Here is a 14,294-nt window from a genome sequence, read left to right as displayed (position 1 = left end):
CACACGTTAAAGTTTGCCGCCTAGGCAAAATAATTAATCGCCCCGATCAAGGGCGTGCGGGCGTTCAAGGACAACTTCACGGACACTTTATCCAACAACCCGGCGAAACGGCCTTTGGCCTTAAACGCCGAAATGAACTTGCCGTCCTGCATCATCGGCAAAATTTTCGGGCCTATGCCACCCCCAATAAACACCCCCCCTATCGCCAAGGCTTTTAACGCCAGATTGCCGGCTTCCGCGCCATAAAGTTCGACAAACAAACGCACCGCTTCGGCACATAAGGCATCTTCGCCACTGACACCAAGCCTAGAAATGACCGCGTTCCTATCTATCCCATTGTCGATGTCATTGACCTCCGGCACGGCCAAACAGGCGGTGGCGAAATCGTGTTCACAGAGGAAATCATAGATATTGCTAAAGCCCATGCCGGAAACCAGCCGCTCGCAACTGACGTGTTCGGGGTATTTATTCCTCAGGTAAGCCAAAAGGGCGTCCTGTTGCTCGGTTTGCGGGGCAAAATCGCAATGGCCGCCTTCGGTGGCGATCGGGTGGTGCTGGTTGCCGTCCCAATATAAAATCGCCTCGCCCAACCCGGTTCCGGCGGCTATCACGGCGATATTGCCGGGCAGTTCTTGCGCGTTCGGGTTTAATTCCAGCAAGTCGTCTTCCGGCAAAAACAACATCCCCAACGCCATCGCTTCCAGGTCGTTCAGTAACTTTACCTTTTCCGTCCCTAATTGGGCTTTCAGCCGTTCGGCATCCAACAACCACGGCAGATTGGTGGTTTGGCAACGCTGGTTGACCACCGGCCCCGCCACGCCAAAGCAAGCCGAACTGATGTTGACATCAATGGGCAAAAACTCTTTCAGGATGTCTTCAAACTCTGGGTAGGCAAGGCTTGCAAACGCTTGTTCATACTGGACGCTCCGTGTGCCATCCGCCTCTTTGCTTAATAATGCCAATACCGTTTTGGTGCCGCCTATATCGCCTGCAAGTATCATACGTTTGCCTCTTCTGTCTGTAATTTATTGTTATTATTCAGTAAGTGTACGATTGCGTCCAAGATGCCGTTAGCGACCCGATGCGGCGGCAGTTGGTAAAACGCTTGCCAGGCAATCGAAACGTGTTCTTCATAACTGTCCTTATGCTGCGGATGGGCCTGTAGCCAACAAATCCGCACCGCATGCCCGATAATGACATCGGTGACTAGCGTATCATCAATCTGCAAAGAATTATTATGGAAAATTGACGCGATGGCCTTGATCGCCTCAACGGTCAGCTGCCGATAAACGGGCGATTGGATTTTGTTGAGCAAATGGCTGACGTGTATTTTGAAACTTTGTTCGCCGGAAGTCATTTGCGACAAGATCGTCTCGCTGTCCAAGCGGCGTTTGCTGTTGAGTTTTTCGCCTATCATCAGGCCATTGCAGTGATGCAGGATCGTCCAAACGCTGGCAAAAAAGGCATCGTTTTCGCGCCCGACACTGCCTTGCCGTTCGCGCCAGTCATACCAGTCCGCCGTCCCGGCATGGTCTTCGGCATCCATGGACTTGGAAAACCGTGCCTGCCCCAAATCCTTGCAATCGCCTTCATAATTAAGGGCTTCGACCTGGCTTAACTGGCTTTCGGTGTTGCTGTAATCCGCCAAAGTCTCACGGACTTTTTGCGACAACTGGTAGGGCGACAAAAACAGGATTTCATTAAAAGCCCCATCCAGCGTACAGCCCGTTTCGCGTTTTTGCCTGACCAAAATCAATTGCAGGATATGCCCTACCCTGACCGTGTGCATATCGGCAAACAGCTCAGGCGATGATTTCACCAACATGCCCAGATATAGGATCAGCTCTTGGATAATAATCAACTCGCTGGCGTTGTTGTTGTTGAAAGTGCGGATGGTCTGCAAAATTTCCCAGGAATCCGTAGGCCTGGTCAGCGTGGCCCGTCCGCTATAGGCGCGGCCAACGGTCAATAAATGCTGGCGCACCAGAATATCGGTCGCCGCCTGTTCCAGATTGATGTCATATTTGCCCAGCAAGCCGGCGCAACGCCTGACCACATACCAGGCATGTTGGTCGCCGGCCCGCTCGTAGATTTCTTCCAACAAATCACGCACCGTACAGGTTTGGGTGCCGGCGGACGCCAATTCCAGCGCGTAATCCAAACCATGGCGTTGCCCCAATTGGCCCAACACTTCCAGTTGCACATACAGATTGCTGTTGGTTTCCAACTGCTCCTGCAAGGCCTTGTCGTCGCTGATTTCCCAAACCGTCAAGAACAGCGTGTCCAAGGGTTTGGAAGGCCCGTCATCAAATGGCAGGACATGGAAAAAAGGCCGCTCGGTTTCCTGCCAAGTGGCTTTGGAAAACTCAAAATCATGCAGGTAATTGATTTTTTCCTCATTGGAAGTCCCCGTGAAATCGCTGATAAAACCCAGCTTTATCGGGACCTTATTGACAAAACCTCGTTGCAGCTCTTCGATGAACTCAACCAATACGGCGCGGTTATGGCTTTCCAGCATGTTTTGCTTGATGCTGATGACCACCAAAGGGTTACCCGCCTTGTCCCAATGTTTGTAGATATACGACAATTCCAAACGTAAGCGCTGTATCAGCAGGCGGTTGTCCATCGCCAGGTAAAAACCTTTTTGGTTGAGGAATTGCGGCAGGAACACCAATTGCGCGCCTGATAAAACATACAGCTTGGACGTTGACAAGGTGCGTAACTGCCGCAACGGACGGCCAGTCAATTCGTAACGGTCATTGCGGCCGACGTGGGTGTAGGCCGCCGCCAATTCGCTGGCGTCCCGGATCTGGACCGGCGACACCTCGGTCAAGGTTTGGGCCCGGACACCACAAGCCAGCAAATCTTTTTGCACGCTTTCATCTTGGGCCAGGACCGCAATCTGCAACGTGCAATCTTGCCGCTGGCTGGCCATCTTGTAACGGCCCAAGGGGTCAATATCATCAATGCCCAGCAAGCCGTCCTGGATCAGGCTACCGAGGATAAACAGGCTTTGCGCCCAAACCAGCGGGACGTTTTCATTCGGCACACGGGTTTGGCTGTTGGGCTTGGCCTTTTCAGCTTCGATGGCTTCTTTAGGGACAACGTACAGCTCAGGCAAGAGTTTTTGCCCGTTATGATCGACCAGCAAACCCTCCAATTTAGCGCGGTAATCGGCCGCGGCCACCGTATCCCCAGAAAACAGCTTATTGAGCAGCAAATAGCTGAAAAATAACGGCCATTCGCATTCTATGTGCATGAATTGCTTCAGTTCCTGAGGGTTGTAATGCAGGCGCTTGCTGTCTTCGATGACGGTTTGGTGGCCGTCCAGCAAAAAGCGCTTGCAGCCATAACGGCCTTGGAGCTTGTCACAAATCAGTTTCTCGGTCTTTTCCCTAATCGCCTGGTTTTCCACCGCAAACGCAGGAAATCCGGTGATGCTGAGCACCGCCGAATCGGCCTCTTTGGAGATGGACTCGCGCGGCAACAACGATTCCAAGGTAATCCGGGTACGGGCAATGTCATCACTGATCACATGCACCACCGAAGCTTGGCCGCCGTCTTTACCGAACAAATTAAACCCCGACATGACTTCCAAGGCCGCCTTCGCCATACCGATGGAACTGGCGTTCAGTTCCGCGATGCCGTGGTTGATCTTATTGCCGCGCTCCCAGATCCCATAGTCAGGCGTGCGGTAAGTGCGGCTGATGTAATGCACCAGGTTCTGGACAAAATTGACTTCATCAAGGGTAAAGACGATGCGCAAACCGGAGGCGGTCATTTGCGCCAACATCAACAAGAATATCGACGTCGCGTCCAGTTGCAAATGCCCCCATTCATGGTCGCCGACGACCACCGCCCCCGTTTTGGTGTCGTATTTGGCATGCAAAGCATCCAGCGGGTTTTGGGTGTGCTTGAATTTTTCCACTTTGGGCGATTGGCGCATCATTGCCGCCAACAGGCCACGCATCAGCTTGACCACGCTTTGTTCCAACAAGTAAGTGCGGCCTTTGTTGTTATTTTCGGGATGGCCTTCCACCCGGCGGTAAGCCAGGCCTAAGCCCCACACCGCCAAAATGCTATAGACATTATCCCTGACCCAGGCATCCGTGTAATTGCCATGCGCCGTCACGGCGGTGCTGGCAGGCAACAAGCCGCTGATCCAGTGCTGCCGGCTGAGGATAATGCCTTGCACTTGTTGGAAATAGCGTTCTAGCTGTTCAAGATCAACATTTTGCTTCATTGTTATTATTTATTGTTGGGTTATTGAAAGATTTACACGATAGAAACAGCAGATATTATGCCAAAGGCGGTGCAGGCTAAGGATCGGCGGTGGCTGGCGAAATCCGGGACGAAGCCGCCGCAAAGGATTTTAAGGTATGGGATATGCCCATCAAAAATACTGTGTGTATTGCAACGTCCCCATGCGGCCCGTAGGACGTAGGAAAGAAAACCCCCGTTATTAGGCTTAAGCTTACTGGCTGAACCCCGCAAAACCTTGAAAGGAACGGATCCACCAAACGCACCATTATCAATCAGGCCATCGCACTGAAACTGACCGAAGAACCAACGTTTTACCCAGAAAAATTCCCCACAATCCGGGACAAACCAGCATTTTCCGCGTGATTTTCCGGAAAACCTGACTCAACACTAAAGTTGGTTCGCTTATTGCTTTCTACCATAGTAAATTCAATAGCTGATCAGGAGCAAATTAATGAGTGGAAATGCAATGCGTATTCAGGCTATCCAGACCATCACCAACCGCCAACCAATGCCAGTTAAGCCACCTTCAACGCTTGACAGCTTATGGGCTAGCGATGTCTTCACCTTAAGCAAAATGAAGGAAAGCTTGCCTAAGGAAATTTTCAAATCGTTGAAAAAAACCATTGAAGCCAGTTCGGAATTGGATGTTTCCATCGCCGATGTCGTTGCCTTGGCGATGAAAGATTGGGCCTTATCAAAAGGCGCCCTGTATTACGCCCACGTTTTTTATCCCTTGACTAACGCCACCGCCGAAAAACACGATGGCTTCATTTCCGTGCAAAGCGACGGCTCGGTGATCTCCGAATTCAGCGGCAAAGTGTTGGTGCAAGGCGAGCCGGACGGCTCCTCTTTCCCCAACGGCGGCATCCGTTCGACCTTTGAAGCCCGTGGCTATACCGCCTGGGACGTGACCAGCCCCGCGTTCATCATGACCACCGATAACGGTGCGACACTGTGCATCCCCACGGTGTTCGTATCTTGGACCGGCGAGGCGCTGGACAAAAAAACCCCGTTGCTACGCGCCAATGCCGCCATGAACAAAGCCGCCCATCGGGTGTTGTCATTGCTGGGACACACCGACATCGCGCCCGTCAATTCCAGTTGCGGCGCAGAACAGGAATACTTCCTGGTCGATGCGAACTTTGTCAGCAGCCGCCCCGATTTGTTGTTGGCGGGCCGCACCTTGTTCGGCGCATCCCCCGCCAAAGGCCAGCAATTTGACGACCATTATTTCGGCGCCATCCCTGAACGCATCCAGGTGTTCATGCAGGATGTCGAAGAGCAGCTGTACAGGCTCGGCATCCCTGCAAAAACCCGCCATAACGAAGTCGCCCCAGGGCAATTTGAAATCGCGCCGTTTTTTGAATCCGCCAACGTGGCGACCGACCACCAGCAATTGCTGATGACGGTCTTGAGGAATACCGCAAAGAAGCACGGTTTGGTCTGCTTGCTGCATGAAAAACCCTTTAAAGGCATCAACGGCTCCGGCAAACACGTCAACTGGTCAGTCGGCAACGCCACCCAGGGCAATTTGCTCGACCCCGGTTCGACGCCCCATTCCAACTCGCAATTTTTGTTGTTTTGCGGCGCCGTGATCCGGGGCGTCCACAAGTTCGGCCCCTTGTTACGTGCCGCCATCGCCACCGCCAGCAACGACCACCGCTTAGGCGCGAACGAAGCGCCGCCAGCGATCATGTCGGTGTATCTGGGTACGCAACTGGATAACGTCTTTGAGCAAATCAGCAAAGGCGAAATCACGGGCTCCTTGAATGCCGGGGTCATGGATTTGGGCATCAAGACCCTACCGACATTTAACAAAGACGCAGGCGACCGCAACCGCACCTCCCCGTTTGCATTTACCGGCAACCGGTTTGAGTTCCGCGCCGTCGGTTCAGGCCAATCCGTCGCCGGCCCCTTGGTCGCCATGAACACGATGCTCGCCGATTCGCTGAACTGGGTCGCTGACGCCATGGAAAGCGAATTGGCTAAAGGCGGCACTTTGGACGCCACCATTCTGACGGTGTTGAAAGAAATCATCGACAACCACGGTGCCGTGGTTTTCGGCGGCAACGGCTATTCCGCCGAATGGCACAAAATGGCGGTTGAAGAACGCGGCTTGCGCAACCTGCGCACCGCCGCCGATGCCCTGCCCGTGTTGAAAGAAAAGGAAATTGAAGCCTTGTTTGACGGGCTCGGTGTCTTGTCACCCGTGGAACTTGCCAGCCGTTTCGATATCTATGCCGAGCAATATATTTTGGCGATAGAAGTGGAAGCCAAATTGGTCATCAGCATGGCGAAAACCGGCATTTATCCGGCAGTCGTAAAATACCTGTCTGATTTGTCCGGCACGATCAGTTGCCTGAAATCCAATGGCGTTGAACTCGGCAATGAAAACCTTATCAAGGTCTCAACCACCTTGAACACCATGATGGCGACGGTCGGCAAGCTCAGCAACGCGCTCGGCCAACACGATTTTGCCGACACCGAAGGGCACATGCAGTTTTGTGCCAAAACCATCCGCCCATTGATGGATGAAGTCCGCAGCTATGCCGATGCCCTTGAAAGTGAAGTTGCAGATGAATTGTGGCCATTCCCCACTTACCAAGAGATGTTGTTCATAAAATAACCGCTCTGGCGCAATGCCAGGAACCCCGCCCCCGTAGCGCATAGCCAAGGTTGTCCGACCACCTTCCTAGGCCATGACGCACTCAAAATGCCTTCATTTAAACGGATCCCCCAACTGCTCAGGTTGGGGGATCCACTTCAATGCCATTAAAAGCGTCATCTAACCCGTGCTTTTAACCGTCCGTTGCATTAAACTGGCTACCAATCCAAATCAGGTGACGCCCTGATAACCTCCCAATTTTAGTTTTTAACGTGGAATTTTATTATGACGCAGCTCACACCTGAAGGTCAGCAGATTATCAACAATATCGCGCAACGCTACCACTTCAGCGTTGACGCCGTGCTTAGCCTGTTGCAATCCGTCCAAAACGGCAACGGCTCCATGGCGCAATTTAGCCATCCTGAATTTGGCGGTTCCGGGCAATGGATGCGGGGCGGCATGATTATGATTGGCGATATGTTCAATAACGGCCTGAAAAACAGCATCGGCAATTTGTGCCAAGAACTGGCCAATTTGCTTGCCAACCAACCGAATGTATTGCAAAGCCATACCTTCCAAAGCCAAACCCAAGGCAACCCGAACACCGCCGGCCCAGTCAGTTTGTTCGTCCAACCCACTGGCGGCAACACTGGCAATTGGTGGCCCCAAGGCCTACAGTTCCCTAACAGCACGGGATCACAAAACAACATCAAATACGCTTACTTTGCGACGATCCGGCGATTGGCCATCGAAGCCAATGGGCATGTGACATTGTATGACACGCTAGACCATCAAATCGGCGGCTTTTCGCAACAACAATCTGGCGGCAGCTCGGTCACTTTTAACAGCCAATACGGGGTAGTGGATGTCCAAAGCCTACCTGTCATCTCAATTGACAATGTCCCTGTTGCACCCCAGGCAGCCAACACCTATGTTGCCCAACCATCCGGCAACGCCCTTTCGTCAAACCAGGAAGACGATATTTTTGGTGCGATCGAAAAATTGGCGATCCTGCGCGAAAAAGGCATCTTGACCGATGCTGAATTCAACAACAAAAAAGCGGAATTGTTAAGCCGCTTGTAACCCGCACCAACGGCAAAAAGCGGGCAAATTAAAACTTGGTAATATTTCACAAAACCCTTAAAATGTTTCCAAAGGACAGGTATTTTTGACGTTCTTCATTTTTTTCAACTACTTAACTAACGTTACGTGAAAAATAAATTTTATACATCCTTAATAATAGGTGTAGGTTTAGCCATTTTAACCACGTCTAGTTATGCAAAACCAGCTCATACTGCGCATAAAAGACAGTTATCTGTTGCCGCCAAATCGCCTAAAAAACATGGCCAAGCACCCGTTAAGCGGGCTGCGGCACGCCCGCTCGGCAAACACAAATTCATTGCCCGTTTGAAAAACGCGCACAAGCAACATGATGTGGCATTCGCGCAAAAACGGCTGTTCAGCAAGAAAAAAATCCATAAGGCAGGTAGGACTTATCTGGAAAAAATCCTGCCGCCGCTCACCGTGACCATCCCCCATCTGCCATCGCAAAACCAGTTTATCAAAACTGAGATGGAACCTACCGCAGCCACCCCCCGTATCCATTCGTTTATCCCAAGCGAACATCAGGCCGAGGCGATTGACCACTCAAATAACGCCGACATTTCCTACGATTACACAACCACGCATGGCACCATCACCTCTTCTTTAGAGGATGCCGGACAAGAAGCTGGTTTATCAGAAGGGCTGGTCACGCAACTTACCCATATTTTTGCATGGGACATTGATTTTGCGACCAATTTACATGTCGGCGATGAGTTTACCGTCATATACCAAAGCAACGGGACAGACGACGAACGTATTATTGCAGCCGAGTTTGTGACCGAAGGGAAAGTGTTGACGGCGGTACGTTATGAAGATGCCGAGGGTAATGTCAATTATTACACCCCGGAAGGTAAAGCCATGCGCAAGGCCTTCTTAAGTACGCCAGTCGATTATGCGCGCATCACCTCGCATTTTGATGCGCACCGCCGGCACCCTATCCTCAACCGTATCCGTGCGCACAAAGGGGTCGACTATGCGGCGAGGACTGGCACCCCCGTTAAGTCTACGGGTGACGGCACCATCGTTTTTATGGGCCGTAAAGGCGGTTACGGACAGGTCGTCATTATCCAGCACGGCGAACGCTTTGAAACGCTGTACGCGCATTTGTCCGGTTTTAGCCCGAATGTAACGGAAGGCGACAGCATTTCCCAGGGTGATGTCATTGGCTATGTAGGGCAAACCGGCTTGGCGACAGGCCCGCATCTGCATTATGAATTCCGGGTCGATGGCATGCACCGCAACCCCGAAACAACCGCTTCCGGTTCGCGTAACGCCATGGCTTTAAACAGGGAATCATTGCAAGACTTTAAAGCGCAAACCCGGACTATTGTCGCCCAGCTTTACTCGGCCAAAGCTAAGACTTTGTTCGCCAAAAACCAGCAAGCACCACGCTAATATGCCCGAATTGTATATCGGCCTAATTTCAGGGACCAGCATTGATGGCATAGACGCCGCACTGGTGGATTTTAGCGGTTCCCACATCCGATTGGTTGAGTTTGAATACCTGCCCTACCCCGCCGATTTGAAAGCGGCGATTGCGCATATCAGCGTCGCCGATGCCCTGATCCCCTTGAAAGATTACGGCACATTGGACATGCAACTAGGCTGCCTGTTTGCCAACGCCGCCAACAGCTTGCTCGACAAAGCCCGCTTTCCCGCCACGGCAATCCGCGCCATCGGCAGCCACGGGCAAACCGTCTACCACGCGCCAAATGGCGACTCCCCCTTTACCTTACAGATAGGTGACCCGAACCTGATTGCCGAACGCACAGGCATCACCACCATCGCCGATTTCCGCCGCCGCGACCTTGCCGTCAACGGGCAAGGCGCACCGCTCGTCCCCGCCTTCCATCAAGCCGTATTTAGCGAAATTGGCGTGGCGCGTTGCATCGCCAATATCGGCGGCATCGGCAACATCACCGTTTTGCCGGCCGACAACCAAAGCCCCGTCATTGGTTTCGACACCGGCCCTGGCAATATACTGATGGACCAGTGGATAGCCCGGCACCAAGGCAAACCCTATGACGCCGATGGCGCCTGGGCCAGAACCGGACAAATCCAAGCGGGTTTGCTGGAAAAATGGCGGGAAGACGCTTATTTCCAAGCCACCCCGCCAAAAAGCACGGGCAAGGAATATTTTTCCCTGCCGTGGCTGGAACAACAAACCCCGCTGGCGGCATACCGCACCGAAGATATCCAAGCTAGCTTATGTGCCTTGACCGCGCTCACGCTCGCCGACGCCATCAGGCACTACGCCCCTGGCACCGGGCAAGCGATCATCTGCGGCGGCGGGGCGCATAATGGCTATTTGCTGGAACTGCTCGCACAATACCTGCCCTGCCCTGTGCAGTCCAGCGAAGCATTTGGCATCCATCCAGACCATGTCGAAGCGATGGCGTTTGCGTGGTTGGCGCGGCAAACCTTACAGCATTTGCCTGGCAACCTGAAAGAAGTGACGGGAGCCGATAAGACGGTCGTGTTAGGCGGGATTTATCCGGCTTGTTGATTGAAGCTAAAAAGCCAACATCCTTTGAAAGGATGTTGGCTTTTTCATACCGCTTTTGCAGGCTTAGAAACGAAGTTATGTAGAAAAAGACGATCCACAACCGCAAGTCGTCGTCGCATTCGGGTTACGGATCACAAACTGCGCACCTGACAAATCTTCCTTATAATCCACTTGCGCACCCGCCAAATACTGGATGCTCATCGAGTCAATCAACACCGTCACGCCGCCATTCACCACTTGCGTGTCATCTTCATTGACTTCCTCATCAAACGTAAAACCGTATTGGAAGCCTGAACAGCCGCCCCCTGAAACATACACCCGTAATTTCAGGTTGTCATTACCCTCTTCGGCGATTAATTCACTGACTTTGCCGGCGGCGCTGTCGGTAAAAATAATTGGATCAGCCATAATTAAACCTCTTCTTTTTCAATAAAACTAACACTGATTATGACTATACCCAGTAGTTTAGTCAACAATTACCCCAAGCTCCTGAAAATTTCCACCTCCGCCCTACAGAAACAGTAAAATAGCGCTTGAACATTCAAATTATAACCGCCGCGACCCACCTCTTAGGGCTAGCCTCCACCCAGCAATCCGCATAAAAATTAACCCAGGAACCAGAATGTCTGACATAGAAATCGCCCAACAAGCCAAAATGCAGCCGATCATCGGTTTAGCCGAACGACGTTATGGCATTGCCGCCGAACATCTCGATCCCATCGGCCATTACAAAGCCAAAATATCGCTGGAATACATCAACAGCCTCGCCGACCAAGAAGACGGCAAACTGATTCTCGTGACCGCGATCAGCCCGACCCCTGCGGGCGAAGGCAAAACCACGACCACCGTTGGTTTGGGCGATGCGATGAACCGCATTGGCAAAAAGACCATCATGTGCTTGCGCGAGCCATCGCTGGGCCCATGTTTTGGCGTCAAAGGTGGTGCGGCGGGCGGCGGCTACGCGCAAGTCGTGCCAATGGAAGACATCAACCTGCATTTCACCGGCGATTTCCATGCCATTGGCGTGGCGCATAATTTGTTGTCAGCACTCATCGACAACCACATCAACCACGGCAATGATCTGGACATAGACCCACGCCGCATCCAATGGAAGCGCGTCGTGGACATGAACGACCGCGCCTTGCGCCATATCGTCGTCGGCATGGGAGGTGCGGCGAACGGCTATTTACGCGAAGACGGCTATGACATCGTCGTCGCGTCCGAAGTGATGGCAATCCTGTGCCTCGCCACCAGCCGCGCCGATTTGAAAGCGCGTTTAGGGCGTATCGTCATCGGCTATAAATCTGACAAAATCACGCCCGTTTACGCCAGCGACCTGAACGCCCACGGCGCGATGGCGGCATTGTTGAAAGACGCGATAAAACCAAACTTGGTGCAAACGCTGGAAAACAATATCGCCATCATCCACGGCGGCCCGTTCGCCAACATCGCCCATGGCTGCAACACCGTCACCGCCACGAAAACGGCCTTGAAACTGGCGGACTATGTCGTCACCGAAGCAGGCTTCGGCGCGGATTTGGGTGCGGAAAAATTCATCGACATCAAATGCCGCATGTCTGGCCTGAAACCCTCCGCCGTGGTGCTGGTCGCCACCGTCCGGGCATTAAAATTCCACGGCGGTGTTGCCAAAGAAGCCCTTAACCAAGAAAACCTTGCCGCATTAGGACAAGGGTTCGCCAACCTGGAACGCCATTACCATAACGTCACCGGACATTACGGCTTGCCTTGCGTCGTGTGCGTCAACCATTTCACCTTCGACACCGAAGCCGAAATTGCCTTGTTACAAGCCAAATGCGCGGCGCTAGGGGCTACTTGCATTGTGTCCAAACATTGGGCGGAAGGTGGTGCGGGCGCGGAAAGCTTGGCACAAGAAATCACCAAGATCGTCGATAACCGCGAACCGGAATTTACCTTTGTCTACGATGAAAATTTAAGCTTATGGGAAAAGATCGAAGCCATCGCCACTAAGTTATACGGGGCAGGGACAGTCAACGCCAACCCCAAAATTAAAGCCCAACTGGCCACTTGGCAAAAAGATTACGGCACCTTCCCGATATGCATGGCCAAAACCCAAATGTCCTTCTCCACCAACCCCAACGCCAAAGGCGCACCATCCGGGCATACCGTGGAAATCAGTGATGTACGCTTGGCCAATGGAGCGGGCTTTATCGTCGCCATCGCCGGTGACATGATGACCATGCCCGGCTTGCCCAAAGTCCCGGCGGCGGAACGCATTGATATTGATGATAATGGGAAAATCACCGGATTATTTTAAACACCTAACATTAATCAAAACTTTACTAATCACAAAGGCCACAAAGCATTGACCGTTACTTTATGGCCTTCGTCTTTTAAGGCTATACCGATTTTCTCTGGTCGCCATGGATGAAACATCAGCCCGCCCGACAACATCTAAACCTATGCCTTCCCGTTAACATTTTTACCCTCTTATGAAAAATAAGGCAACCGGGGCTAGTTTATTTTAATTCTTGCTATATAATACGTGGCTTACTGCAAGGTATAGATGCCTCGGTGGCGAAATTGGTAGACGCAAGGGACTTAAAATCCCTCGGTGGTAACACCGTGCCGGTTCGACTCCGGCCCGAGGCACCATAAAATTCAAACAGTTAGCACAACCATCTTGACAGATTAGAAAAATTCGTTACCATTTTATTACCAATAGTGAAAATTATAGGTACAAAATGGCAGCTTTTCGTAAACTATCTAACGGCAAGTGGTTCGTTCGCGTACGTCGAACAGGCTATCCTGAGAAATCACAAGCATTCTCAACTCGTCCAGAGGCTGAACTTTGGGCGACTGAGATTGAATCTTCAATGCTTCGCGGTTCCTTTATCTGTACTAAGGAATCTGAACGCACTACCCTTGCGGAAGCTTGGGATCGATATCTAACAGAAATCACCCCAACAAAGAAAGGTGCTAAACGCGAGCGCTCCCGCATTATGTTGCTTCAAAAAAGTACGCTTGGCTGTCGCTATTTAGCATCAGTTCGTGGCGTTGATATTGCCACATACCGTGACGCCAGGCTCAAGGAAGTTTCACCAAGAACCGTTCAAGTTGAGATGGCGACTATAAGCCATTTATTCACCATCTGCAGGAAAGAATGGGGTATGGAATATCTTACGAACCCAGTAATGTCTGTTCGATCACCCAAGGTTAACAACGCACGAGATCGCCGCTTTTGTTTTGGCGAAGAAGACGTCATCCGGGAACATCTCAATCCTGAAATGAACGCAGTCATAACAATCGCTATCGAAACAGCTATGCGCCGCAGCGAAATTGCATCCCTCCGTTGGGATATGATTCGAGGTGATGTGGTAACCCTTAAGGAAACCAAGAATGGAACGGTACGGCATGTCCCCCTATCCTCGGTTGCCAAAAAGACCCTTTCAGCGCTACCTCGCCGCGAAGACGGCCGGGTGTTTGGCTTATATATTGATGACATGACACATCGTTTCAAAGCAGCCTGCAATGCTGCGTGGAGGGGATGAGATTTCATGATTTACGGCATGAGGCGACAAGCCGGCTATTTGAACGGGGCTTTTCTATTATGGAAGTTGCCAGTATCACCGGACACAAATCTTTAGCCATGCTGCAACGCTATACCCATATTGCAGCTTCGGATCTTGCAAAACGCCTGGGCTAAATGCCTAAAGCCTTTCTCCCCTTGCAATCCATCTTTTTTATCCACGCATCTACAGTTTCTTGGCTCCAACAAATACGTCGACCCCGCTTGAAAAAAGGTGGTATTGCATCACTCTTCCGCTGGATGTGACC

Annotated in this window: 10 protein-coding genes and 1 tRNA gene; 8 read left to right on the top strand and 3 right to left on the bottom strand. The window is 51.8% G+C overall.

Going from position 1 to position 14,294, the window contains the following annotated elements; genetic code table 11:
* Positions 1-20: 20 nt before the first annotated feature.
* Positions 21-1,001, bottom strand: coding sequence for a glucokinase (glk, locus tag METMI_RS0112240; protein ID WP_019866586.1), 981 nt, complete (start codon positions 999-1,001; stop codon positions 21-23).
* Positions 998-4,243, bottom strand: a complete 3,246-nt coding sequence (locus METMI_RS0112235) for a glycoside hydrolase family 15 protein (protein WP_019866585.1) — start codon at positions 4,241-4,243, stop codon at positions 998-1,000. The genes glk and METMI_RS0112235 overlap by 4 nt, the downstream gene beginning before the upstream one ends.
* Positions 4,244-4,714: 471 nt before the next feature.
* Here METMI_RS0112235 and METMI_RS0112230 point away from each other — a divergent pair, with 471 nt between their 5' ends.
* From METMI_RS0112230 to METMI_RS0112215, 4 genes are all read left to right on the top strand, one after another.
* A complete protein-coding gene (locus METMI_RS0112230) occupies positions 4,715-6,889 on the top strand; it encodes a glutamine synthetase III family protein (protein WP_029151661.1) in 2,175 nt (724 codons plus the stop codon).
* A 264-nt stretch (positions 6,890-7,153) separates the two neighbouring features.
* Positions 7,154-7,951, top strand: a complete 798-nt coding sequence (locus METMI_RS0112225; RefSeq protein ID WP_019866583.1) for an SHOCT domain-containing protein — start codon at positions 7,154-7,156, stop codon at positions 7,949-7,951.
* Between the two features lie 351 nt (positions 7,952-8,302).
* Complete coding sequence (locus METMI_RS23895; RefSeq protein ID WP_232215218.1) at positions 8,303-9,367, top strand: M23 family metallopeptidase; 1,065 nt, start codon at positions 8,303-8,305, stop codon at positions 9,365-9,367.
* A 1-nt stretch (position 9,368) separates the two neighbouring features.
* Complete coding sequence (locus tag METMI_RS0112215; protein ID WP_019866581.1) at positions 9,369-10,478, top strand: anhydro-N-acetylmuramic acid kinase; 1,110 nt, start codon at positions 9,369-9,371, stop codon at positions 10,476-10,478.
* Between the two features lie 75 nt (positions 10,479-10,553).
* Here the strand turns inward: METMI_RS0112215 and erpA are convergent, their stop codons facing one another.
* Entirely contained in the window at positions 10,554-10,886 is a 333-nt protein-coding gene (gene erpA / locus METMI_RS0112210; protein WP_019866580.1) for an iron-sulfur cluster insertion protein ErpA, read from the bottom strand.
* A gap of 214 nt (positions 10,887-11,100) precedes the next feature.
* Here erpA and METMI_RS0112205 point away from each other — a divergent pair, with 214 nt between their 5' ends.
* The 4 genes from METMI_RS0112205 to METMI_RS28300 all read left to right on the top strand — a co-directional run bounded on the left by METMI_RS0112205 (position 11,101) and on the right by METMI_RS28300 (position 14,163).
* Entirely contained in the window at positions 11,101-12,774 is a 1,674-nt protein-coding gene (locus METMI_RS0112205; RefSeq protein WP_019866579.1) for a formate--tetrahydrofolate ligase, read from the top strand.
* Positions 12,775-13,025: 251 nt separating this feature from the next.
* A tRNA-Leu gene (locus tag METMI_RS0112195) sits at positions 13,026-13,112 on the top strand.
* An 89-nt stretch (positions 13,113-13,201) separates the two neighbouring features.
* Complete coding sequence (locus METMI_RS23890; protein ID WP_198007917.1) at positions 13,202-14,008, top strand: tyrosine-type recombinase/integrase; 807 nt, start codon at positions 13,202-13,204, stop codon at positions 14,006-14,008.
* Entirely contained in the window at positions 14,005-14,163 is a 159-nt protein-coding gene (locus METMI_RS28300) for a tyrosine-type recombinase/integrase (RefSeq protein ID WP_019866576.1), read from the top strand. The genes METMI_RS23890 and METMI_RS28300 overlap by 4 nt, the downstream gene beginning before the upstream one ends.
* Positions 14,164-14,294 lie beyond the last annotated feature (131 nt).

The sequence above is a fragment of the Methylovulum miyakonense HT12 genome (genome assembly GCF_000384075.1).
Lineage (GTDB): Bacteria > Pseudomonadota > Gammaproteobacteria > Methylococcales > Methylomonadaceae > Methylovulum > Methylovulum miyakonense.
Note: the sequence above shows the minus strand (reverse complement) of the source record. Positions and strands in the feature narration are given on the sequence as shown.